Source organism: Alteromonas sp. M12, assembly GCF_037478005.1.
GTDB lineage: Bacteria > Pseudomonadota > Gammaproteobacteria > Enterobacterales > Alteromonadaceae > Aliiglaciecola > Aliiglaciecola lipolytica_A.
In genome coordinates, this window is record NZ_CP144164.1 from 58,205 (window position 1) to 82,004 (window position 23,800).

The 23,800-nt window shown below is 42.3% G+C and carries 19 protein-coding genes; 4 read left to right on the plus strand and 15 right to left on the minus strand.

The window, feature by feature from the left end; translation table 11 throughout:
• The first annotated feature begins 32 nt into the window (after positions 1-32).
• A complete protein-coding gene (locus tag VUI23_RS00245; protein ID WP_342806132.1) occupies positions 33-464 on the plus strand; it encodes a thioesterase family protein in 432 nt (143 codons plus the stop codon).
• 26 nt (positions 465-490) lie between these two features.
• Here VUI23_RS00245 and VUI23_RS00250 read toward each other — a convergent pair whose 3' ends face one another.
• From VUI23_RS00250 to imuA, 3 genes are read right to left on the minus strand one after another with little or no spacing between them, the layout of a single operon-like run.
• Positions 491-3,565: an error-prone DNA polymerase gene (locus VUI23_RS00250; RefSeq protein WP_342806134.1), complete on the minus strand. Its 3,075-nt coding sequence runs from the start codon at positions 3,563-3,565 to the stop codon at positions 491-493.
• 35 nt (positions 3,566-3,600) lie between these two features.
• Positions 3,601-5,055, minus strand: coding sequence for a DNA polymerase Y family protein (locus VUI23_RS00255; protein ID WP_342806136.1), 1,455 nt, complete (start codon positions 5,053-5,055; stop codon positions 3,601-3,603).
• A 1-nt stretch (position 5,056) separates the two neighbouring features.
• Positions 5,057-5,737 carry a translesion DNA synthesis-associated protein ImuA gene (gene imuA / locus VUI23_RS00260; protein ID WP_216049387.1) on the minus strand — a complete coding sequence of 227 codons (681 nt, stop codon included), beginning with the start codon at positions 5,735-5,737 and terminating at the stop codon, positions 5,057-5,059.
• Between the two features lie 273 nt (positions 5,738-6,010).
• Between imuA and VUI23_RS00265 the strand changes: the two genes are divergently transcribed.
• Positions 6,011-6,478, plus strand: a complete 468-nt coding sequence (locus VUI23_RS00265; protein WP_216049386.1) for an EVE domain-containing protein — start codon at positions 6,011-6,013, stop codon at positions 6,476-6,478.
• A gap of 45 nt (positions 6,479-6,523) precedes the next feature.
• Here VUI23_RS00265 and VUI23_RS00270 read toward each other — a convergent pair whose 3' ends face one another.
• The 5 genes from VUI23_RS00270 to coaBC form a co-directional block, all read right to left on the minus strand.
• Entirely contained in the window at positions 6,524-8,281 is a 1,758-nt protein-coding gene (locus VUI23_RS00270; protein WP_342806138.1) for a DUF885 domain-containing protein, read from the minus strand.
• Between the two features lie 109 nt (positions 8,282-8,390).
• Positions 8,391-8,714, minus strand: a complete 324-nt coding sequence (locus tag VUI23_RS00275) for a DUF1820 family protein (protein WP_216049384.1) — start codon at positions 8,712-8,714, stop codon at positions 8,391-8,393.
• Positions 8,715-8,855: 141 nt separating this feature from the next.
• Positions 8,856-9,425 (minus strand): TetR/AcrR family transcriptional regulator, encoded by a 570-nt coding sequence (locus VUI23_RS00280; RefSeq protein WP_216049383.1) that lies wholly within the window; start codon positions 9,423-9,425, stop codon positions 8,856-8,858.
• A 211-nt stretch (positions 9,426-9,636) separates the two neighbouring features.
• Positions 9,637-10,227: a nucleoid occlusion factor SlmA gene (slmA, locus tag VUI23_RS00285; protein WP_216049382.1), complete on the minus strand. Its 591-nt coding sequence runs from the start codon at positions 10,225-10,227 to the stop codon at positions 9,637-9,639.
• A gap of 45 nt (positions 10,228-10,272) precedes the next feature.
• Positions 10,273-11,481 (minus strand): bifunctional phosphopantothenoylcysteine decarboxylase/phosphopantothenate--cysteine ligase CoaBC, encoded by a 1,209-nt coding sequence (coaBC, locus tag VUI23_RS00290; protein ID WP_342806140.1) that lies wholly within the window; start codon positions 11,479-11,481, stop codon positions 10,273-10,275.
• A 176-nt stretch (positions 11,482-11,657) separates the two neighbouring features.
• On the opposite strand from coaBC, the gene radC reads away from it, so the two are divergent.
• Both radC and VUI23_RS00300 read left to right on the plus strand, forming a co-directional pair.
• On the plus strand, positions 11,658-12,332 hold the full coding sequence (gene radC, locus VUI23_RS00295; RefSeq protein ID WP_216049380.1) for a DNA repair protein RadC: 675 nt from the start codon (positions 11,658-11,660) through the stop codon (positions 12,330-12,332).
• Between the two features lie 105 nt (positions 12,333-12,437).
• Positions 12,438-12,929 carry a VOC family protein gene (locus tag VUI23_RS00300; RefSeq protein ID WP_216049379.1) on the plus strand — a complete coding sequence of 164 codons (492 nt, stop codon included), beginning with the start codon at positions 12,438-12,440 and terminating at the stop codon, positions 12,927-12,929.
• 480 nt (positions 12,930-13,409) lie between these two features.
• Here the strand turns inward: VUI23_RS00300 and VUI23_RS00305 are convergent, their stop codons facing one another.
• From VUI23_RS00305 to VUI23_RS00335, 7 genes are all read right to left on the minus strand, one after another.
• The gene (locus VUI23_RS00305) at positions 13,410-14,297 is read right to left on the minus strand and encodes a TauD/TfdA family dioxygenase (protein ID WP_342806142.1); all 888 of its coding nucleotides are present in this window, start codon (positions 14,295-14,297) and stop codon (positions 13,410-13,412) included.
• Positions 14,298-14,314: 17 nt separating this feature from the next.
• Positions 14,315-15,640, minus strand: a complete 1,326-nt coding sequence (locus VUI23_RS00310; protein WP_342806144.1) for a hypothetical protein — start codon at positions 15,638-15,640, stop codon at positions 14,315-14,317.
• Positions 15,637-16,284, minus strand: coding sequence for a cysteine hydrolase (locus tag VUI23_RS00315; RefSeq protein WP_342806146.1), 648 nt, complete (start codon positions 16,282-16,284; stop codon positions 15,637-15,639). Before VUI23_RS00315 ends, VUI23_RS00310 begins: the two co-directional genes overlap by 4 nt.
• Complete coding sequence (locus VUI23_RS00320) at positions 16,277-17,332, minus strand: LLM class flavin-dependent oxidoreductase (RefSeq protein WP_216049375.1); 1,056 nt, start codon at positions 17,330-17,332, stop codon at positions 16,277-16,279. The genes VUI23_RS00315 and VUI23_RS00320 overlap by 8 nt, the downstream gene beginning before the upstream one ends.
• Before the next feature lie 22 nt (positions 17,333-17,354).
• Complete coding sequence (locus VUI23_RS00325; protein WP_342806149.1) at positions 17,355-18,656, minus strand: MFS transporter; 1,302 nt, start codon at positions 18,654-18,656, stop codon at positions 17,355-17,357.
• Positions 18,657-18,719: 63 nt separating this feature from the next.
• Entirely contained in the window at positions 18,720-21,179 is a 2,460-nt protein-coding gene (locus VUI23_RS00330; RefSeq protein ID WP_342806151.1) for a TonB-dependent receptor plug domain-containing protein, read from the minus strand.
• Positions 21,180-21,330: 151 nt separating this feature from the next.
• Entirely contained in the window at positions 21,331-23,700 is a 2,370-nt protein-coding gene (locus VUI23_RS00335) for an acetamidase/formamidase family protein (RefSeq protein WP_216049372.1), read from the minus strand.
• Positions 23,701-23,800 lie beyond the last annotated feature (100 nt).

The following is a 23,800-nucleotide window of genomic DNA, read 5'->3' on the forward strand; positions in this document are numbered from 1 at the left end:
GGGCTTTAGCGCTCAGATTTTTAGGTTTAAACATGTCAACTAAGTACACTCGAAACGATTATAAAGTTTTTTATCCTATGCAAACCCGCTGGGCTGATAACGATATCTATGGGCATGTTAATAATGTTCAGTATTACGCTTATTTCGACACTGCAGTTAACCGTTATTTAATTGAAGAAGGCGGTTTGAATATTCATAGCGATGCAGTGGTGGGCTTTGTTGTTGAATCAAAATGTCAGTACTTTTCTGCCATTGCGTATCCACAATCTTTGCAAATTGGTTTGCGAGTTTCTCGTTTAGGCAATAGCTCGGTTACCTATGAAATTGGAATTTTTGTTGAGGGAGAGAGTTCACCGTCAGCACAAGGTCATTTTGTGCATGTGTTTGTTGAACAACAATCTAACAAGAGTACTGCTATTCCTTCGAATATTCTTGAAGCCCTTAAATTGATTCAGGTTGAGTAGTCCGTTTTATTGACGTTAATCAGTCTTCAATGGAAATCTCTGGAAGTGGTATTTAAATCTTCCAGTAAGTGACTCAAGTCAGTAATTTTCCCTGCAATGATATGAGTGACATCACCATCGCCACGCTCCAAAATACCGCTAACTTTGATTATTTTTGATTTTAAAAAAGCCTTTTTTTGTGCCCGAGCGGTAGCCTGCCATACCACTACATTGCAACAACCCGTATCATCTTCTAAGGTAATAAAGGTTACTCCTGCTGCGGTGCCTGGTGCTTGTCTACCAATGACCACACCGATAACATTGACTACAGATTTATGCTGCTTTTCAGCCAATTGCTTTGCCGCTGTGTACTTACCTAATTTCCCCGCATTACGTAATAATTTTATCGGATGATGGGTTAACGACATGCTTGTTGCCGCATAGTCTTCAACCATTTCCTCTACATCTGTTGGTGCAACATCAAATAAGAATGATTGTTCCTGATTTTTGAACAAGGGTAATTCCGACTCACTCTCCATTAATGCCCAGCGTGCTTTATAGCGATTCTGGGCCAGTGAGGATAGTGCATTGGCGCTGGCAAGGGCTTCCATATGATCGCGCTGAACTGACAACTGTTTTAGTTCAACAACAGATTTATAGCCGTTTTGGGGGCGTTGATTAACCAGTAGTTGTGCAGCACTCTTCGACAACCCTTTGATCATGCGTAATCCTAGACGTATGGCGAAGGTGTCCCCATCTTTTTGCAAGATATGATCATAATCAGAGTGATTGATGCAGATGGGGAGTATCTTAATGTGATGGCGTTTCGCGTCTTGAATTAATTGTGCTGGTGGATAAAAACCCATGGGCCAACTATTCAACAGACCCACGTAAAATGCCTGCGGGTAATAATACTTAAGCCAAGATGACACGTAGGCAAGTACCGCAAATGATGCCGAGTGGGACTCCGGAAACCCATATTCACCAAAGCCACATATTTGGTTGAATATACGTTGGGCATAATCTTGCGTATAACCTCGTTCAAGCATGCCATTGATGAGTTTGTGTTGGAATTGCATGAGTTGTCCGTTTTTCTTCCAACTTGCCATTGCTCGTCTAAGTTGATCGGCTTCGCCACCGCTAAAACCAGCAGCGACCATAGCCAGTTGAATAACCTGCTCCTGAAAAATGGGTACACCCATGGTTCGACTAAGCACCCCAGCGACTTCTTCTGAGGGATATTCGATAGGCTCCTTGCCATCACGTCTGCGTAAAAATGGATGAACCATGTCACCTTGGATAGGCCCAGGCCTGACAATCGCAATTTGAATCACCAAATCATAATAGGTTTTCGGCTTAAGGCGAGGCAGCATGCTCATTTGCGCACGGGATTCGATTTGAAAAACCCCAACCGTATCGGCTTGTTGAATCATTTTGTAGACTTGTGGATCATCTTCGAGTTTGGTGATCTGCGCTATGCTGAGGGAGTGACCATAGTGCTTTTCGACTAATTGAAAAGATTTACGAATGGCAGTGAGCATACCTAAGGCCAACACATCGACTTTCAATAATCCTAGGCTTTCCAGATCGTCTTTATCCCATTGTATGACGCTGCGCTCTGCCATGGCCGCATTTTCAATAGGTACAAGCTGATATAAAGGACCTGATGAAATAATAAAACCTCCTACATGTTGGGATAGGTGTCTTGGAAAACCCATTATTTCATTGACCAAAGAGATGAAGTGTTTACCTTTTACTGAGGCAGGATCTAGACCTAATTCGGCAATTTGTGCCTGCCAATTTAGACCGCTGTCTCGACGGTTAATATTTTTAATAAAAAAGTCTAGCTGGGTTTCGTTTATCCCCAATGCCTTACCCACTTCCCGTAACGCACTTTTGAAACGGTAGCAGGATACGGTTGCCGCTATGGCGGTGCGTTCCCGTCCATATTTAGTATAGATATATTGAATTACCTCTTCTCTGCGTTGGTGTTCAAAGTCGACATCAATATCAGGGGGCTCATCTCGCTCTTTGGAAATGAAGCGTTCAAATAGCACGTTAATTTGACGAGGATCGACAGAAGTGATCTCTAAACAATAACAAACTACGGAATTCGCCGCCGAACCCCGTCCTTGATATAAAATCTGTTGAGACTGCGCAAATTGCACTACATCATAAATAGTGAGAAAAAAGAATTCATATTCTTGTTCCTCAATGAGTACCAATTCTTTTTCAATAATATTACGAATGTCAGGTTTTATGCCTTCTGGAAAGCGTTTTTGAATACCTACTTCGACTAAGTCTCTAAGGTGTTGTTGGGGGGATTTTCCTTCAGGAATAAGTTCTGCAGGATACTCATATCGCAGCTCTCGCATATTAAAATTGCACATACGGGCAACTTCTACTGAGTTATCCAGCCAACTCCGTTTGAAAAGCTTGTTGAGCTTGTCATGACTACGTAAACAACGTTCACTATTGGATAGTAGTTTACGACCAAGCGCGGCCACCGTAGTACCGTGTTTGATGGCGCTGAGCAGATGCTGTAAAGGGAGGCGACTTGGATTGTGCATTAGCACACCGCCGCAAGCACAGATTGGAAGATCAAATAACTGGCTGAGCTTTTCATAATGGTCGAGCATCGATTGCTCATTGGCAGTGAGGTGACGTTGGGCGGCGATCCATAAACGATTTTTATAGTGCTTTTTTAACCAATTTGCCCAAGGTTCATCAACATTTAGTTTGCCATTGGGCAGCCACAACATTAAGCAATGTTTAATGGTTTTAAGATCCCATTTAGCCAAGCTATATTCACCTTTAGGTGAGCGTCGTCTAGCATTTGTAATGATTCGACATAATTCAGCATAAGCTTCCCGGTTAGGGCATAACAAAACACACCGCAAGCTGTCATCTAGTTTAAAATAACTGCCTACGATGAGTTTAATTGCAAGCTTGTGATCTTTAATTTCGGTGTAAGCCCTTACTACGCCTGCAACAGAACATTCATCAGTAATTGCTATTGCTTCATAGCCTAAAAAATGCGCTTGTTGAATGAGTTCCTGAGGATGGGAAGCACCATGCAAAAAGCTAAAATTAGACTGGCAGAATAACTCAGCGTAGGCCATAGATTGGTCTCTAACTTATCTTTTTAACGAGCACGTTAGCTAAAAAAACCATGGGCAAACCACAAGCTATTACTGGTACGATATATCCATAGCCACTGGCCATGTTGATTACGCGCGATGAAATAGTCTCGGGTGATTGCTTGGTTGTCCCACCATCCAGTACTTATGCGTTCTGGCCCATGTATGATGGATACTTTTTCTGTTAATGGTTGTGGTGTTTGCAGCATAAAGCTTGGTCGTAATGGGTAGGTCGAAATATGTTTAGGTGTTGTTTCCAGTTGGGGTTGCACATATTTATTTACTTTTTCGGGGCGAAAATCATCATCTAACATCACCTTCGAAATCGCCTCTTCTCCTAGCTTGGCTTGTAGCAATGAGATTAATTGTAAATACGTGAGAGTACCCTTGCTGGCACTGAATAAATCGCCTTTATCGGGGCTACGTAATTGGGTTTCGGCGGTACTTAGCTCTAGTGCAAATATGGGCGCTTGTAAAACTAAGTTGTCCAATTTCAATATGCTAAGATTAACCCACTTGTCAGCTTGGTATTCTCCTTGCGCAGAACCTACCTCTAAGGTGAGTGCTTTATTATCTCGTTGATAGAAAGTAAAAATAATCTTCTGAGTAAGCAAATCCCGTATTTTTAAAAACTGCTCTAATGCAGTTAACAACAGTTTTATTGGTGATAGAAGTGTGTCGGTATGACTTATCTCATAAAGTAGTTCTAAGTAACGTTGAAACTTAGATTGGGGATGGTAGAAATCCATTGGATGATGAAATTCACCACTTAGTCTACCCAAGTAAGTCACCAAATCTATATCAAAACGCTTGGCGACATCTTTTAGTGGTAATGCCATCAAATCTGCAAGACTGTGGATACCAACTCGGGCTAATTTGCTCACGGTTTTTTTATCTAGTTCAGAGTCAGTCAGTTGGCGTATGCCAATTTGATGTTGCAGCATAGGAAGATGGTCACTGACCTGATTCCATGCGGTACGGGCTAGGATGCGAGCGGCATAAGGGGATTGTCCGCTGGCATAATAATATTTTACCTGGAACTCTTTTAGTTGGTTTTTAACAACCCGCCAATAGCCATTAAGTCCGCCGTACAACATCAGCATATTGTGTATTCGTAACAGCAAGCCATTTGGCGGAAACAGACAGATATCAGAGGTGACTAGATACAAGTGTTCGGCTATCTCAACTAATTTTTTTTGCTCTATATCACTTTTATAGGGCAACACCTGGAGGTGTTGATCTAGTGCCGCGGCGGTTCCCAATCCCATTCCTGTGCGAATACCGGCATCAATAGCAGCTTGATTTAATTGCAATACGCAATTTGTTTGATGATGCAATATGACCAATGAGTGCTGAGTATTGATCTGCCCGCTAGTGTCTTCAACACGCCTTTGCTGAGGCGATGGAATTGCATGACATACACTGTCTAATTGCAAATGAGGAAAGTGTAAATATAACCAAAGAGATTGCATATTAGCTGACTTTAGCCCGTGGAAATGTCAGCACATTAGTGGCGCGTTGGTTGAGTGCTAATTCAGGCCAAATGTGGCTCATATTGAGATTAAATGGCTGGGCTGGCCAACCGCCTTTACGTTTGGTAATTTGCACCTCTAAGCCCTGTTCATGAGCACTGAGTTTCATCGCTAGGCTCACCGGTAACGACAAACTTAATTGTCGATTTTGACGCACTACAAAATGTAAAGCGTCACCTTGTTCAGCGGCTAGTTGTAGACGTTTGGTTTGGGCGATTTCAAGCTGTTGATGCCACATTAGGACACTATGGCAGCAGCCGCTCTTAAGGCATTGCTCGGCACTCCAAAGCGCATGCTCTGCACTATTTGGTTGAACAATTAGAACCTGTTCAAGTGTGATCCCAAATTCCGCCAACATTTCTCCGTTAATTTGCATCGGAGGCGCAATAAACACCAATAAGCGCTTATGCTGCTGACGATATCGCAAAGCTGGCAATAACAAACGTAATTCGCCGATGCCTATGGGAGTATGGATATCAATCATTCCCGATTGTGGGAAGCCGCCTTGAAGTGCTTCATCAAGTTCTTCATAACCTGTACTTTCGGAGGTCAGGCACTGTTCTTGTTGATTGCCTTGCCATACTAAGCGTTTATTTTTTAGTTGTTCCAATAGTGTGTTCATAAATAACTTAAACTCCGGATAAGTACCGCATCTCGACAATGCTATTTTTACGCCTACGGCGTTGGAGGTTCTAAAAATAGTCCGCTATTACGTGCAAACCCCCGCTCTACTATCCATAACAATTTTATTATCGAGCATAATAAACAGGTATAATTTATACTGTATTTATGTACAGTATATTGATCAATTTCATAGATGCAAGTTTTGCTGTAAGTTGAAGCAATAGTTATTATGATGGACCGCTGTAGTACCAAAGAGCATAAAAGGTAGGTTATGAATTATTGGTTATTTAAGAGTGAACCAGATGCATTTAGCATCGACGATTTAGCGAATAAGGCCAATCAAACAGAGCATTGGGATGGTATTCGTAATTATCAGGCTCGCAACTTTTTGCGGGATAAAGTGCAACTTGGTGATCAAGTATTCATATATCATTCTAGTTGTAAAAATGTCGGAATAGCAGGTTTGGCCGAAGTGGTGAAGGGCGCTTATCCAGATCATACTCAGTTTGACCCAGAGTCAAAATACTATGATCCGAAATCAGATCCTGAGCAGCCTAGATGGTATATGGTGGATGTTAAATTGGTTAAAAAATTCAATCAAATCCTGAGCTTAAAAAGCATAAAGGCGATGCCGCAGATACAACAAATTGGCCTGGTTCAAAAAGGCCATCGTTTGTCTATTATGCCCGTGAATGCAGAAGAATTCGCTTATTTGCTTAAAGAGTGTAACGAACTTTAATTAAAAATAGATTGCAGAGCATTGAAGCTCTGCATATTTTACAAATTATGACTTTTTCTGTTGTTCAATAAATAAAGCAATATTTTCTCTAAGTACAGACAGTGGGATAGAGCCGTACTCCAACACTGCATCATGAAATGCACGTAAATCAAACTTATCACCAAGGGCTTCTTCAGCTTCAGCGCGTAATTTTTTAATCTCTAACTCGCCAATTTTATAGGCTAGCGCCTGTGCTGGCCAAGAGATATAACGGTCGATTTCAGTGGTCACGTTGTGTTCTGAAAGCGCTGTATTCTCTAGCATATAATCTAAAGCGCGCTGTCGCGACCAACCTTTTATGTGCATACCGGTATCAACCACCAAACGGCACGCTCGCCACATTTCATAACTCAAGCGACCAAATTCTTCGTAGGGTGTTTGATAAATTCCCACTTCTTTGCCCAGAAACTCAGAGTACAAGCCCCAGCCTTCACCAAAAGCTGAAATGTAAGTGTAACGACGTACATTTGGTAAATCACTCATCTCTGATGCAAGTGAGATTTGTAAATGATGGCCCGGAACCGCTTCATGCATTGTCAGTGCAGGGATAGCATATAAAGGTCGTTTATCTAATGCGTAGGTGTTTACCCAGTAATAACCAGGTTCATCGTCACGCCTTGGTGATACATATCTGCCTGTGGTGTATTTCGGTGCAATGGCATCAGGAACGGGGGCTACGCCGTAAGGAGTACGAGGTAGCTTATAAAACAGCTTAGGCAACTGTGCATCCATGCGTTTAGCTACGTAAGATGCGTGTTTCAACAGTTCAACTGGCGTTTTTGCATAAAATTGCGGGTCGGTACGTAAGAATTGGATAAATTCATTAATACTACCTTGGAACTCTAATTCATCCACAATGTTCTGCATTTGGGCTCGTATACGCGCTACTTCTGTTAATCCCAGTTGATGGATTTCATCCACTGAAAGATCTGTAGTGGTATAATATTGGGCGCGATTTTGGTACATCTGTTCGCCGTTAGGCCAAGACTTAGAAGCCACATCTGACTTTGCTTTAGGAATATAATCGGTGACTAAAAAATCGTAAAAGTGTTGATAAGCACCCATAACATCTTGTTTGATAACTTGCTTCGCTTCTATTATTAATGCACGTTTTTGTGCCTCAGAAACATTGATATCATCGATTTTTAGGAAGGGGCTGTAAAATGTATTTTCTTCTACCTGACTGTTAAAAAAACTCTCTACCGACTTTTCAAAACCCAGCATAACCGCTTTGGGTTGAACCATTCCCACTTCCATCCCTTTTTTCATCCACGCAATTTGTTGCGCAAAATAAGCGGGGATTAAACGAAGTCGAGTGAGATAATTTTGGTAGTCTTTTAGATCCGCGAAGCGACTCGAACGGGGGAGTCCAGCCATTGCACTATGAAAACCGTACTCCGACGTTAACGGTACATAATGTGCGTTGAAACGATATTCATCGACATAATTTTGCACCCGATAACGCTGCATCAGCAAATTAATTTGATCTGTTCGAGCTAACTGCTGTTTATCTATTTGGTCTAGTTGGTTTAAGAATTTTTTGAATTGAGAGTTTTGTTTGGCGAGCCCATCAGGCGAAATATCGGCAAGTTTGTCATCGAAGTCATGTACTCCTTGAGAGCTTGCGTAAACAGGTGATATAGATAGCTCGTATTGCCAAATATCATCCATCAATTGAAGTAATTTTTGCTGTTCAGATGCGGTAACTGGAAGGCATAGAAACAGCAAGAAAAATATCGATACTCTGTTCAAAACTATATGCATGTTGGACTTTTTCCTAATTATTATAGTTACAGCTTAAGGCAAAACGGCTCCAATACAAAACGTACTGAAACTGTAATTGACGGTATGTTAGGTGCTGTACGGAAAAGTACTAATTTTTAGGTGTGTAAATCGGACTCGGAAATGCCGTTACTTTATCTGACAATTCAGTAATTTTTGCCGTACCTTGTTTCTTCACTTCGTCAATTCTTAACACGCTGTGCATAGGTATATAAGTGTGTTTTACATCAGCAAATTCGGTTTTTAATTTTTCGTGGCTCGGGTCTAATACCAGCGTTGTGTGGGTATCCCAGACAAAATCACCTATCTCTACAAATCCAAACATACTGCCTTGACTGACTTCACGTACATAAACTTCATAACGTTCGCCATTACTAACAAACTGTACCCTAAATAAAGGATTTTTAGTTGTCATCTTACTCACTTTTAGATATCAAAACGGGCATGAATTCTAACGACAACTGAGACAATCGCCAAGTGAAATTCGAAGGCTATTGATAAAACCATATAGGTTATTAAATATGAAAACCAGAAGTGAGAAGACTAGGCTATTTAATTAAGGTTTCAGTGGCCCTAAAATGGCCTGAGTAGCCAACATTAGTTCATCAGTGTCACCGGCTAAAATCCCATTAACGGCAAATCCTTGTACGTAACTGCATAACTGTAAACCGGTGGACTCAATATTGATATCCTGCCTAACTTCTCCTAGTTTTTGGGCTTTTTCCAAACAACCAATAAAGTCAATCTGGAGACGATCCAGATAATGCCGACCAATATCTCGGATCTTGAGGTCATCGAAGCCTAATTCAGTAATAATATTAATTAACAAACAGCCTCTACCTCTAACCAAATCAATATAAGCTGAGAAAAAACCTTGAATAGAAAGCATACCTTGGTTGTGTTCTAGGTGTGAAAACGCTTTGGATAAATGCTGCTCTTGATAATGGGCTAGCACAATATATAAAAACTGCTGTTTAGAACCGAATTCAATATAGAATCCACGTCGGTTAAAATCGGTTCTGGCGATAATTTCGTCCATTGCAGCACCATGATAACCATGCTCCAAGAAGACCGCAATTGCTTGTTCAAGCACCTCTTCAACGTTGTATAGGGCCTTACGAGGCATATCAAATTCGCTTAAATAAAAAAGAACATGTGTTCTTTATAGGTTAGTCGAGAATTAGATTGTGTCAATACATTGTAGCAGGGGCTTTAGCCTTTGCGCTATGTTCGATTTTCTGCGGGTATAAATTGTAGCAGGGGCTTTAGCCCCTGACTGATGTCCGGTTTCCAGATTGAATAAACATCAGCAACCGGATTATATTATCGAAACGAATTTAAGAAAAAAACTGTTTGTTGATGAACTGCCAAGTTTCTTTAAAATCTTCGGTGGGGCGGCGTTTGAAATCACTACGGATAAACAAATTAATACGACCGTCGGTATAGCAGATCAGCATATTTGCAATCACACCTTCATCCGCAGGTAATGATTTTCCTTCACGAAGTTTACGTTCTCTTAAAACCTGTTTTATTTGCGTTTCAAGGCGCTCAAAAATCTGTGCAATTCTGCCACGTAAACGTTCCTGCTCTCCCATTAAGGCATCACCGTTCAAAATGCGGGTAATACCTGGATTTTTTTCTGAGAAACCTAAAATCAAATGAATAATCAATTGAATACGCACAGCGCTATCTTTTTCTTCATTAATAATTTTATTGATACGTGAAAACAAGGTTTCTTCGATAAACTCAATTAAACCTTCAAACATCCGTGCTTTACTGGGAAAGTGGCGGTATAAAGCAGCCTCTGACACGCCTACTTCTGTTGCCAATTTAGCCGTAGTGATACGCTGTCCAGGGTTGTTTTCTAGCATACTTGCTAGACATTGCAGAATTTGCGCTCTGCGGTTTGGACGTTTAATCGCGGGCATTAATCATGTCTCCCTGTCTGTAGGACCATATTATTATTCTTAGAGTTATTTTGTTGCATGTTTATTTCTATATTTTTCAGATACTAATTGCATCAATTTAAAAGCAAGTTGCTTTTTATCGGCAACATCGAGAGATTTTTCACCCTCTTTCCAAAAAACCGTCAAAGCATTTTGATCACTATTGAATCCAATGTTGCTATTTGAAACATCATTAGCAGCGATCATATCAAGCTGTTTACGCTCCAGCTTTTCTTTTGCATAACGACTAACGTCTTGTGTTTCGGCAGCGAAGCCGACAGTGAACACTGACCGTTGTTGTTTTGCGACATCTGCAAGAATATCAGGGTTTTTAGTAAAAGTAAGGGTCAACTCTTGATTGTTCTTCTTGATTTTTTGATTTACCGCTTCTAAAGGACGATAGTCGGCTACGGCTGCACAGCCAATGAAAATATCCGCGCTTTGTATATTTCCCATAACGGCATCATGCATTTGTTGCGCACTTTCAACATTAATCAGGTTCGCTTTGTTAGGAGCGCTTAAATTTACTGGGCCACTCACCAAAGTCACTTCAGCACCCATGGCTATTGCCGCATTGGCTAGTGCATAACCCATTTTGCCCGAGCTGTGGTTGCTGATGTAACGCACGGGATCAATTGCTTCTCGGGTCGGTCCTGCCGTAATCACTATTTTTTTGCCAGTCAAGCATTGAGGCGGCTTGGGTTGGGTGATTAGGTCTGCCAAGTACTGAGGTTCAGGCATACGTCCTTGCCCAATATCGCCACAAGCTTGCTCACCTGAGTCGGGTGGAATAATAGTGACCCCACGATTGGACAAGATGGAAAGGTTCTTCTGCGTAGCATCAGCCTTCCACATTTGCTGATTCATGGCAGGAGAAATATATACCTCAGCAGTACTGGCCAAGCATAACGTCGACAACAAATCGTCGGCCATGCCATGGGCAAGTTTAGCAATAAAGTTTGCGGTGGCAGGGGCGATAAGAATGCTATCAGCCCATTTCGCCAACTCTATATGACCCATAGCTGCTTCTGCAGCCGGATCGAGTAAATCGCTAGAAACCGGATTGCCTGATACTGCTTGCAATGCTAAAGGACTAACAAAATGTTCAGCTGAAGCGGTTAATACTGCTCGTACCTCAGCGTCCTTGGCGGTTAGTTTGCGTATTAAATCTGGGGTTTTATAAGCGGCAATGCCACCTGTAATTCCGAGTAAAACCTTGTGCTTTTGAATGGCCATGTGTCTAAATATTCACTAAAAATCTGTGCTGCATTTTACCTAATATAAAGGTTAGACAAAACACTTAGGTACTTGATATGACTTAATATTGGCCTGATCGGCGATCATTTGCTAGGTTTAATTAGTGATATACGACTAATTGCTAGTAATTTTAACCCTAATTCAGGCACGGATGCATGAAACTATCAGAATGGCCAAAAATGGAGCGGCCAAGAGAAAAGCTCCTATCCATGGGCAGTGAAGCTCTTTCAGACGCAGAACTTCTCGCTATTTTTTTGAGAACTGGAGTACAAGGAAGCAGTGCTGTTGATTTAGCTCGTGAATTACTCACTCAGTTTGGCTCTTTACGCAGTTTACTGAATGCCAGTAAAAGCCAATTTTGCTTGGGTAAAGGTTTGGGCGAAGTGAAATATGTACAGTTACAAGCGACTTTGGAAATGTCGAAACGCTATTTTGCTCAATCACTCACGCGAACACACACATTTGATAGCGCCAATCGCACTAAACAGTATCTGCTGAGTCAACTACGTGACGAACCTAACGAGGTCTTTGCGGTATTAATGCTCGACAGCCAACATCGTCTTATTACCTTCAAAAAACTGTTTTTTGGGACGATTAACGCAGCAAGTGTTTACCCTCGAGTCATTGTTCAACAAGCCTTAGAGTGTAATGCAGCGGCAATTATATTAAGTCACAACCACCCGTCGGGCATCGCAGAGCCTAGTCAAGCAGATCAACATATTACTCAACGTATCAAACACGCCTTAGAGTTGATTGATGTCACTGTACTGGATCATATTATTGTCGGCGATGGTGACTGCGTGTCTTTTGCTGAACGGGGATTGGTATAAGGCAATCAGATGCATAAAATCAATTAAAAAGGCATATGAATGAAAGTATTGGTAAAGGAATAATTCATCATAGGTGTAAATTCATGTAAAACACAGGATAGTATAATGACTTACCCCAATACCCTTATTTTTGTTGATCTCAGCGCTGATGATCCCGCTGCTGCTGGTGAGTTTTACGCCGAGGTGTTTGGTTGGGAAAATGACCCTCGTCCAATGGGGGTTTATCATCGCATGGTTCCCGGTGGTGTTATGCACGACAGTGAAGGCAATGAAACCACGATTGGAAACTTTCACCTTGGCATACATAAAGCTGAAAATGCCCGTCCTCATCCCAGTCCTGATGGCGTTGAGCCCCGCTCTATATCCACCGAAGGGCGTAAGCCTAGGGTTTGGATTTTAGTCAGTGATGATGACAATATTGACGATATTTTAGCCCGTGCAGAGTCTCGAGGTGCAAGTATTTTATGGAAGGATCATTTTTGGGCTGAATTTAATGGTATTAACGCAGCCTTTCAAGATCCTTGGGGTAATGAAATTATATTGTGGGTAAAAGGTGGTGATGCACCTCAGATACCTGCTCATTTTACCCAAGAATAACTGTGATAGGGGGCTTTAGCCCCTGAAATCCGTTTAAGTTCCACTGGCATAAATACCAGTCTACAGGTGTTGTGTCGCAGGGGCTCTAGTCCCTGAAATCCATTTAATTTCCACTGACATAAATGCCAGTCTACAGGTGTTGTGTAGCAGGGGTTCTAGCCCCTGAAATCCATTTAATCTCCACTGGCATAAATACCAGACTACAGATGTTGTGTAGCAGGGGCTCTAGCCCCTGAAATCCATTTAATTTCCACTGGCATAAATACCAGACTACAGGTGTTGTGTAGCAGGGGCTTTAGCCCCTGAAATCCATTTAATTTCCACTGGCATAAATATCAGTCTACAGGTGTTGTGTAGCAGGGGCTCTAGTCCCTGAAATCCATTTAATTTCCACTGGCATAAATGCCAGTCTACAGGTATTGTGTAGCTGGGGCTCTAGTCCCTGAAATCCGTTTAATTTGCACTGGCATAAATACCAGTCTACAGGTCACCTACTGAAATCGGTTTTTCACCTTTGACCCATAATCGATGTGCCATACGTTGATATTTTTTATCATCGTAAACGGTGCCTGTATGCAATGTGCAGCGGTTGTCCCACATTAACACGTCGCCTTTCTGCCACTTGTGGGCATACACATACTTAGGTTGGGTAATGTATTCAACTAGCTCATCGACCAAAGCCATGGCTTCGTCATCTTCCATGCCTAGAATATGCTTTACCGTACCTGTACTAACCCACAATGCCTTACGGCCATCGGCGGGGTGGACGCGGATCATTGGATGAATGACATCAGGGTTTTCGCGACGCAATTCATCGGTAATTTCATAGCTATTGAATTCACGATTTTGAATAAAATGCACCAATGAATGATGAATTTTTAACGGATCTAATCGTGCTTTTTGCTCTTCTGGTAAATCTTCATAGGCAGCCACTTGGTCAGCTAACAGGGTGTCGCCCCCTTCATCAGGAACGGTAACCGCGTAGAGCATAGTGCACATTACCGGTTCTTCTTTGTAAGAATAATCAGTGTGCCAGCCTAAACCGTCGTTATGTGCGCCAATGGGTTCACCGTTTTCATCAAGCATATTAGAAATTTTAAAAATATGCGGATAGTTAGGTAAACAAAATTTGGTTTGGGTATGTAATTCTGGTTTACCAAATGCGTTGATGAACCGCATTAAGTCATCTGGTTCCATTGTTTGATTGCGTAATAAAATTGCGCCATGTTGATGAAACGCCGCGACTACTTTGGTCAAGGTTTCTTGGTCTGCTGATTGTAAGTCTACATCGACTATTTGCGCACCAAAGTCGCCCTTTAAATGCTCTATGGTTAATTCTTCTGACGTTTTAGCTAATGACTTATTCATAATTTGGCTCACTCATTTTAAGATTCACGTTTGCCACACACCGACAAAGCAGTTAATGCATAAATTAATGCACTGTCTACTAAATCTTGTGGAGTGGCGCGCCATCTGGGCATACCGGAAGTTACGGCCGGAATCCGCTGCATATTAAATACATTGTGGTCACGCCACATGCTTGAATAAGCGGGATGGGCAAGTTCAATTGGTTCATTTTTGGTTGCCTTAGTGGCGTCGCACAGCGACTTGACTAATGGCGCTACGGCTTGCGCATCTGCCTCGAAACCATTTCTAACAACCATTGGTTCTATGTCGTAATCATCAACATCTAAAGATGCCATTAGTTGCTTTAGTTGGTGGTATGGTTGCGCCGCTGTTTGTTGCGCAGTAAGGCCCACTTCGATATACACTGAGCAAACATCTGTACCGGCACCAAAGGTCAATGGCGAACCGGCTTTAATAGAATCAATTTGTACTTTAGGGACAGACACTCCACCTGTAGTCACATATTTATTTTCAGCTTCATATTGTTGTGACCAGCCATGTAAGGCATCAATCACAGCGCCTAATTTGTATATCGGATTTGGATGTTTGTTCGTTTCTACAGGAGCTTCCAATATTGGTGTAAATACCCCCTCGCCGAACAACTGAATACGATACAACGCATAACCATTTCCTTGCCATGTAACGCCCCAGTCACAACCTTCAGCAGCGATGGCATAATCTGCTATTACGCCTCCATGATGAAATAGGTAGTGTGCACCTATATCTTTGCCCATATAGTCCACGCCCTGCCATTGTTCCATTGGCTCAGGACCAATTTCTCCCGGGCAAGCCGTTAAATATAACTTACCCGCTAATTCGAAACCGGCTTGTTTTAATGCTTTAGCGGCAATTAAAAAACAACTCATAGGGCCGCGATCATTACTAATAGGAAAGCCGTGAAATTTACCATCTTCCAACCAACACTTGTTCCATTCGGGATTATCTAAGGTTTTTTGTGAAAATTTATGTTGATTTATATGCGGGTCATCGCTGGGGCTTTCGGTATCAAGATGGGCGGTAAACAACAAATTTTTACCAACACCTTTACCGCCATATTCACCGATGATGTTTTGGCGCTCTGGTGTCGCGCCACATTGACGGGCTTTGAAACCATTTGTTTGTAACCAGTCAAACACAAATTTACCCGATTCTGCTTCATAGCCAGATTGGCTAGGAATATTACCAAGGGTTAGCGCCAGTTCAGTTATTTCTTGGATGTCGATGGCGGCTTTAATTGCTGCAACATCTTCATCTGTAACAGAGTAATTTACTTGTGTATCAGATGGGTACAGTGGGCTGGTCATGCTGCCTCCCAACGTTTAAGAATAGATTGGGTATCGCTTAGTAAAGCGAAGTTTATCGCCATCGCTCGCAGGCTAGCGTCGTGCAACTCTGGTTCGTATGCGCCGCAACCATCAGTCACAACAATTGCATGGTAATCATGGTGAAAAGCATCTCGAACGCTAGACTCAACACAACATTCAGTCGTAACGCCACAAAACACCAACGTATCTAACTGCTTTTGTGTTAACACCTCATCCAGTTGGGTATTAAAAAAAGCGCTATAACGTGTTTTATAAATTACCACATCACCGTCTTGAGGCTGAATACCATAAAAATCCATACCTGAGGTATCTGCACGGCAGATTGCGCTTTCTGCTTTAGCATCTCTGCCTTGTCTGGTCATCCATTCTTGCCAAGCAGGAGAGTCATCTTGTTCAGTGGTTTTTAAGCCAACAAAGATAACCGCGATACCCTTTGAACGAGCACTGGCAACTAGCTTTTGGATATTTTCAATAGCGGGTTGCAGCAAACTCATGTCCAGTCCAAACTGGCCTAAAAGGCCGTCTGGACTGGCGAAGTCGTTTTGCACATCGACGATGCACAACGCGGTTCGAGCAGGTGCTATCCAATCAGGCTGAAGCTCTGTTAAATCAGAATCAGCCATAATGGGCTCTTACCGCGGGTAAAATATCTTTGCCAAATTTGTGCAGCCCTTTTTCGTAATCATCAAAAATCACCATGACACCGTCCATTTCAGTGTTATCAATCATTTCGATAAGCTGCTTTTTCACTGACTCTACAGTGCCTACGATCTCGCGACTCATAAATGCACCTTGAGCACGAATTACCATGGCGTTATCTTTTAAAGCTGGGTCAATTCCGTAAGAACGCATCATGCCTTCAATTGCGCCTAGATCTTTACCCTCGCGATAATAGTCAGCTTTGGCTTGAGCTTCTTCTTCAGTGTCCTCAATGATAAGCGTTGCCATACAAAAACATTTCACTGGCGTATCAAGCTCATCGGCAATCTTGCGTGCCATACGAGTAATTTTTAAGGTTTCTTCATCGTCCTTTCCGCCCACGAAACATGCATCAGTATTTTTTACTGAAAAGCGCAAACCGCGTTCTGATTGGCCTGCACAAACCGTGAATGGTTTGTTTTGGGGTTTAGGCTGTGACACACAATCTTCAAACTTGAAGTATTTACCATCGTAATCCACATGATCTTCTTGCCAGAGTTTATGAACTAAGTCACTCCACTCTTGGGCATAAACATAACGTTCGTCATGGTCGATATCATCACGCCACGCGCCCATTTGGTTAAGCTCATCTCTGAAAGAACCTGAAACAATATTTAAACCGGCACGGCCACCGGAAATCTGGTCGAGGGTGCTCATCATTTTGGCTACCGCTCCAGGATTCATCATTAAAGTATGCACAGTGGCAATAATTTTGGCGTGATTAGTCGCTTCCGCTAACCCAGCCATCATGGTGATTGATTCTAATGACGTTCCCCAATGCTCAGTTTTACCGCCATAACCACGCCACTTTGCCATCGACATAATGAAATCCATTTTGTAACTGTCAGCAATCACTGCGGCAGTTTTATTTTGCTGATATGAAGCATCGAGAGTGGGGGTGTTTTCTGAAACAATCCAACCGCCATTTGCGATCGGTAAAAACACGCCAAATTCTTTAGTGTTGGTCGTCATATTATAAACTCCTGAATAACAACTATTTGCTGGCTACTTTAGCGGCAAGCATATTATTAATTGATGGGTCAGATGGGGGCGTTTCGGTTACTTTTTTCTGATTTAGTCTTGGCGGACGCATGAATGCAATGCCAACTAAAACCAGCATGGGCAATATACCAATCATTACGAAAGGCGGTACAAAGGTACCTGATACATCGCGCATACGACCACTTATTATTGGTGCTGCAGATGCGATAGTTGCACCAATGTTCATTAATGAAAATAGAGGTAAATAAGGTCCGGTTCCAAAGTATCTTACAAGTAAAACTGTGCAGGATAGGAAGGTAAGACCAAATCCAAAACCTATGGCAAAGGCGAAGAAACCTAAGGTCACTAATGTTTGACCAAAACTTAAGGCAAACATTCCGCCGGCCAATAGAAGTAGTGCAACTTGAAGCATTACTTTTGGATCAAAAAACTCACCGATAAAGCCGCCAACGACACGGGAAATAGCATTACAGAAAGCTTCTGCGGACAACAAAGTACTGGCTAAAGCGAAAGTGATTCCCACTTCAGTCATATGTGCTACCGAGAAGCTGTTGACTGTAATTCCCACAAATAACACTGTGGAATACGCTACGAGTAGTAAAATGTATTGAGGGGTGCGAACCGCTTGTTTAAATGTCCAAGTTTGTTCGGTTTCGTAAACCCGTTGTTTTTCGGTATCCACTTTTTCTTGTTTAGGAGGTGTTCTTAATCGATTGGCGTCCGTGAATAACAGCGATAGCAACATTAGCCCTACTGAGATTACAATTGCTGCCAGCATAACCAGCCAATGCAGCCGCCAGTTTCCTAGCACATTGGTTGCCATCCAAACAACAATGGGTCCAACCACGCCACCTAGACCGCCTACGGTATAATAAAAACCGAAGGCCGTTGAACGTCTTTTGAAAAAGTGAGTGATGATATAAGTACCTGGTACTGAACCTACAAAGGTATATCCAGTGCCAGTGAGAATGCATCCTAAAAAGTAAGTTATAGGTTCCGTTGTTAAAAACAAAACAACAAAACCAACCGCCAATAGCAATACACCAATAATCAGCGTAGTGGCAACACCCCATCTTCTAATTGTCACTGTAGGTAAGTACCCACTTAGCCCGCAAGCCACACCCAGAAAAGTAAATCCTAGGCCTGCTGTGGTCCAATCCCAACCTAACTCAGTGACCATTGCTGGTAGAATAACGCCCAGTGAAGTAAAGGTTGCGGCGGTGACGACAAAAAAGCTTAAACTGAAGGTGCATAAAACAAACCATGCTTGTTTGTCAGCGCTTAACTTACCCATAATGATCCTCAAAGTGTGCAGTGTGAATACAACAATTTTTCAGCTGCACACAGATATTTCTATTTAAAAAGCGTAATTGACTGTTGCTCGCCATTCACGTCCCTTGCCTGGCAATACGGCCACGTCTCCGTATAAATCCTGTAGTGATGTAAAGTAGGTTTCGTCAAATACATTGTCTATATTCAACATCAACGACCAATCACCATAGTGAGCGAAGAACGAACCCTGCACAGTCAAATAGCTTGGATACTTAACAGAATTTTCTACCAAGCCGGAGGATTCTGATACGTATCTTACCCCCCAAGTTGAACCAATACTGTCAAAAACTCCTGCTTCACTGGCATAAGTCGCATAGATACTAGTGACTGCATCCGGTATGCGCGTATCTTCTAACTCTCCTAAGTAGTAGTCGCTACCCGTTGCTGCATACATGCTGCTAGCAAAGCTCAATGCTGCCACCGAGATGCCATAGTTATCGATATCGTTCAAGCCAATATCTCGCGGATTAACAATGTAATAACCGGCAAAGCCGTCAATGTATTCGGTTTTTTGTTTGTTACTGGTAATGCTAAAACTTAAATTTTCACTGGCTAGAATACGCAGTTCCAATTCAGTACCTTCACTTCGAGTGCGGCTAACGGTGCTTCCCCCGACAGTGCTCAACTCGGTTCTTTCTTGTCGATAGCCAGAGATAGAGCCGGTGACAATGCCTTCGAATAATTCGAGTTTAACACCGCCTTCGAGCAATTCGCCGTCAGATAACCACTCGCCATTCGCAATCAAGTCCGGTGATACGTCACCTGCTTGACTAAACTCGATGGCTGAAGATTCTGCGTAGCTTATATAAGGTCGAATACCCGACTCTAGGTCTAATAACAACATCGCACTGAAGGTAAACTCACCGTCTGTATCTTCAGCGTAGATTTCTGTCGCGTAAGAATAGGTAGGATCGCCATTCTCAGTAGACTCGACGTCGTAGTAATCGTAGCGACCACTTAATGACAAATTCCAAATATCCATTGCGGTTAAGTCGACCATCGCAAACGCAGAGTTATAGCTCCATTTTGATTGGGTATCTAAGTCCCAGAAAAAATCAGAGTTAAATGGGGAGCCAATAATGTCGTTTGGCATCGCACCTACAGAAATATCTCTGCGGTTGATGGCAATTTGACCACCATTATAGGATTCTTTTCTACGCGCATCATAATAACGGCTGCTTACACCTACGTTATAGGAACCTTGAATTGCGTCACTACTGCTGCCAAAGGCACTGATATATGAAACACGAAGCTCCGCTGTTTTGGCTAAATAATCTGCGGGGAACCCATAACTAACAAAACGTTGATTATCTAAGTAATCAGCAAATAGTTGCAGTTTTAGTTGGCTGTCATCGTCATAGGTCTTGATAAGATCGACAAATCCAGTAAAGGTTGATGTATCAGAAAAGTCGCTGTCACTTGTATACACATTGTGACGAGATAATTGTGTGGTGCCTACATTGCTATCTAAAGCTGCGACGTTCGCATCAGCATATAAATAAAAGTCTGGATAAGACGTCAATTTGGCAAAGTAGGTAGGATCTTGTGCAGATAGTTCCGCCCATTCCATTTGACCATTACCATTGGTATCCACTAAATCCGTATCACGGCCGGTAATATAAGTCCCATTATCAATTAATTCTTGGGTTACACGATTCCATCCAGGAGTTTGCACGTAGCCTTCGGCATTATATGCCATTAGGCCAGCAACTAATGTCCAGTTATTGCTTAACTCAAAGTCTGCAGTTACTTGCAGCATTTGATGCTCTGGCTCAATACCGTCGTAATAACTACCTGAATCTTCTATTTCAACATAGGTATAAATGCCGCCTTCTGCGTCACCCACATTAACAGGTACACCAAATTGGAAGCTTAAATTCTTTTTGTCGTATGAACCTAGGGTCAGTTGTACTTCACCAACCGTTTCTGGCAAGTAGCCTCCACTTTGACTTAATCTGGCTGTTTTCGGTTCAAGGTTAAGCAAGCCACCAATTTTACCTGGACCAAAATTAGCCGTAGGAGGACCTCGAAGAATATCAACTCTGGATGTTGAGCCGATTGGAGTTTGATAAGTACCGCGGTTTTCAATGCGTTTAAAGCCATGGAAATAGGTCTCTGCCAATGTTCCCCTCACATTTAAAGCACCCTCTACACCGTAGAAAGAAGCGGTAAATGTACCTGGAGCTACAGCAGTAAGATCATCTACAGTAGTTACCCCAAATGCCTTCAATGTTTCATCACTGACGAATGTTGCCGAACGAGGCGTTTCGAGTAATGACTTTTCGAAGCCGAACAATAAGCCGCTGGGTTGATTCTCAAGAAAGCCCGCAATATCTCTTTTTGCGACTACTGATACCACCTCGATAGAGTCTAAATTTTCTTCATTTTGTGTTGTTAACTCTTGTGCCATTAACTCAGTGCTAGCGCCATGCATCGCAACTACAGCTAACGAAACTGATTTAAAGAGCTTATTCAATTTGAACATAGTGTGAACCCTTCTGTTTTTATTTTCGTTTTTGCTGCTGGGTATTACACTAACAACTTACGTGTCATCACTTTTGTAGTTATCCGTCTAAGTACTTGACTATTTGTGTAACTCGACGCTTTATCCTTTTAACGTTGGTAAATTTATCAACCTAATCTGTGTTTTCAGCCAAATTCGTGAATATTCCTTTCGGGATAGCTGCATGCACTCCCCAATTACCATCAACCACCTGAGTCACGCCAAAGTCCACAGCAACAGACAATAACGAAATAGCTTCATCTTCACTTAGGTTTTGCGAATTCATTAAAAATCGACGCGCTTTTCTAAACGCGTCTCGCATAGCCAAGTCGATTGTTGATTGGTTATAAATTTCACTTTGGGCATTGCTGCCCAGTTCTTTTAAATAATTAGGGTGACTGAACCCTAAAACAACCCATTCATCGTCAGTTTCGATTAACGGGAAGTCCATATCAAAATATTGTCCGGGTAAGTCGGCTTGTTTGTGCAAAATAACCTGGAATTCTCCCGTTAATGAGCACTCTATCGCCGTTCCGCATAGCTCAGAGTCTCCTTGACTCGCATGAGGATCACCCACTGACAGTATACCTCCCTTAACGGCCACAGGTAAAAATACTCTGGAGCCTTTGCCTAAACGCCAATTGTCTAAATTGCCACCTTGATTAGATGGTGGAACAGAATCGACCAAGTCAGCATGATTAGGTGCTAACCCAATAGTACCAAAATGTGGCCTAAGAGGTATTTCTACATTTTGTAAAATGTCGAAGTTTTTTTGGGTCTTACTATGGTCAACTGGTACACCTGGATAATCTATGCGCTCATGGGTAACTCCAAATGGATCTGTTTGCGGTATCCAACGATAATTATACACAGCGTGCGCACAGCTGGGTTTGTCTGATTCGTCAATTTCGTAGATAGTAACCACTTCTCTAGGCTTAGGTTCAGTGAGCAAATCATTGTAATGAAATCCCCAGAAAGTAGCGGCGTTAGAGCCAAAACTGCGGCCTTTGAACTGGTCACTGTGATTGTGTCGAGTATGAATATCTAATATTCGTAGCTCGATTACATCCCCAGGCATGGCTTCATTTATGTATATGGGGCCAGTACAAACGTGGACTCCAAATCCTTCCCCCGCGCCTCGACCGTAAATGGAGGCATCCATGGGACCTGCACCTCTGCGATCAACATTTTTCTGTTTAGATGTCCATTTAAAAACACTCTCGGCACCGGGATCATCTTTTATCATCCGTTCATAGTCGTCGTAGGCGTGGTGGGTGAGGGTCTCTATTGTTACCTTTTCATGGGAATTCATATACAGCACTGGAGTCAGTTCACGGTCGAAAAAGCCCCAGTGAATAGTATCTTTATTGACTGGAATGTAATGATGAACCGAAGATGCTTTGTCTTGGGCTAATTTAAGCGCTTGCGACTGTTTGGCCATTGCCGCCACATCAACTTGAGGCTTATTGCCGGTGTCTTCGCGGTTTTCGGTGGTACTCACACCTATGGGGCGGCCTCTGCTCTGCTTTAATTCATGCTCTTTCGCGGCCTTCTGTTTAGAACGTTTACGATATTCTCTGGGAGACATTTTTACGTAATCACGAAAAGAACGACTAAAATAAGCTGAATCGTTAAATCCCCAGCGGAAACAAATTTCAGAAATAGATAATTGCGCATGCACTGGACTATCGAAGTCATCTTTACAGCGCTCTAAACGCCGATTTCGAATGTAGCGGCTGAAGCTCTGATCTACCGATTCAAATAATTTCTGCAAGTATCGGGGAGACACTTTATGTTCACTGGCTACTTCATTTAAGTTCAAATCTGGATTGGATAGTCGGACTTCTATACTTTGGCAAATTCGATGTAATAAAGCGGCTTTTACTCCAGCCGAACCGCCGAGAGAGCGGGTATCTGCTTCTGGAAATAGCGCTGCGATTAGAAATTCAGGAATAGCCATTTCTAGTGGACGTAGCTGATCTTCAGTCATTTTTTCCAAATTATTAGCCACTGAAACTAGCATCGCGGCTAATGTTTGAGCAGGACCTGAATGCCCCGGTAAATGCAGCATGTGTGAAGGAAGAGGAGCGATTAAACGTGCATTGAATGCGATATTTGGTACGGTCACGAATAATTGTCTGAAATCAGAATGTAAGGTTAGTGAGGTTTTGGAACCCATAGCGCCAAATACAATATCACCAGGTAAAACCTCAAAAGACCGATTCCCCTCTCTAATTGTCATTCGCCCTTCGAGGGGGAAAGCAACCCAAACACCATTATTGGTATTTTCTTTTTTAGCAATAATATTCTGCGATGCCGAACTAATTCGAGTGAATTCAATCCCGTTAGGCGTGGTTAAATTATGCATCACAGCATAAAAATCCTCTAACTTGCCCTTATATTCACAAAATAAACCGAGTTTTTCTAACGCCCCCTGCCAACTAGGAAGTCGTTCAATTTTAGAATGGGCATCGGTGGAATATTCCCAACTTCGACTAAGCATAACTTTCTCTCTTCAAATTCTCGTGACTGCACGGATAGCAATTTGTATTTTTACGTAACGGATTGGTGTTACTAGGAAAACTTTTTCTTTAAGGTTAGGT

What these genes read in the sequence shown, in the direction of transcription:
- VUI23_RS00245 (WP_342806132.1), top strand. Translation starts at nt 33, where the DNA reads ATGTCAACTAAGTACACTCGAAACGATTATAAAGTTTTTTATCCTATG.
- VUI23_RS00250 (WP_342806134.1), bottom strand. Translation starts at nt 3,565, where the DNA reads ATGGCCTACGCTGAGTTATTCTGCCAGTCTAATTTTAGCTTTTTGCAT.
- VUI23_RS00255 (WP_342806136.1), bottom strand. Translation starts at nt 5,055, where the DNA reads ATGCAATCTCTTTGGTTATATTTACACTTTCCTCATTTGCAATTAGAC.
- imuA (WP_216049387.1), bottom strand. Translation starts at nt 5,737, where the DNA reads ATGAACACACTATTGGAACAACTAAAAAATAAACGCTTAGTATGGCAA.
- VUI23_RS00265 (WP_216049386.1), top strand. Translation starts at nt 6,011, where the DNA reads ATGAATTATTGGTTATTTAAGAGTGAACCAGATGCATTTAGCATCGAC.
- VUI23_RS00270 (WP_342806138.1), bottom strand. Translation starts at nt 8,281, where the DNA reads ATGCATATAGTTTTGAACAGAGTATCGATATTTTTCTTGCTGTTTCTA.
- VUI23_RS00275 (WP_216049384.1), bottom strand. Translation starts at nt 8,714, where the DNA reads ATGACAACTAAAAATCCTTTATTTAGGGTACAGTTTGTTAGTAATGGC.
- VUI23_RS00280 (WP_216049383.1), bottom strand. Translation starts at nt 9,425, where the DNA reads ATGCCTCGTAAGGCCCTATACAACGTTGAAGAGGTGCTTGAACAAGCA.
- slmA (WP_216049382.1), bottom strand. Translation starts at nt 10,227, where the DNA reads ATGCCCGCGATTAAACGTCCAAACCGCAGAGCGCAAATTCTGCAATGT.
- coaBC (WP_342806140.1), bottom strand. Translation starts at nt 11,481, where the DNA reads ATGGCCATTCAAAAGCACAAGGTTTTACTCGGAATTACAGGTGGCATT.
- radC (WP_216049380.1), top strand. Translation starts at nt 11,658, where the DNA reads ATGAAACTATCAGAATGGCCAAAAATGGAGCGGCCAAGAGAAAAGCTC.
- VUI23_RS00300 (WP_216049379.1), top strand. Translation starts at nt 12,438, where the DNA reads ATGACTTACCCCAATACCCTTATTTTTGTTGATCTCAGCGCTGATGAT.
- VUI23_RS00305 (WP_342806142.1), bottom strand. Translation starts at nt 14,297, where the DNA reads ATGAATAAGTCATTAGCTAAAACGTCAGAAGAATTAACCATAGAGCAT.
- VUI23_RS00310 (WP_342806144.1), bottom strand. Translation starts at nt 15,640, where the DNA reads ATGACCAGCCCACTGTACCCATCTGATACACAAGTAAATTACTCTGTT.
- VUI23_RS00315 (WP_342806146.1), bottom strand. Translation starts at nt 16,284, where the DNA reads ATGGCTGATTCTGATTTAACAGAGCTTCAGCCTGATTGGATAGCACCT.
- VUI23_RS00320 (WP_216049375.1), bottom strand. Translation starts at nt 17,332, where the DNA reads ATGACGACCAACACTAAAGAATTTGGCGTGTTTTTACCGATCGCAAAT.
- VUI23_RS00325 (WP_342806149.1), bottom strand. Translation starts at nt 18,656, where the DNA reads ATGGGTAAGTTAAGCGCTGACAAACAAGCATGGTTTGTTTTATGCACC.
- VUI23_RS00330 (WP_342806151.1), bottom strand. Translation starts at nt 21,179, where the DNA reads ATGTTCAAATTGAATAAGCTCTTTAAATCAGTTTCGTTAGCTGTAGTT.
- VUI23_RS00335 (WP_216049372.1), bottom strand. Translation starts at nt 23,700, where the DNA reads ATGCTTAGTCGAAGTTGGGAATATTCCACCGATGCCCATTCTAAAATT.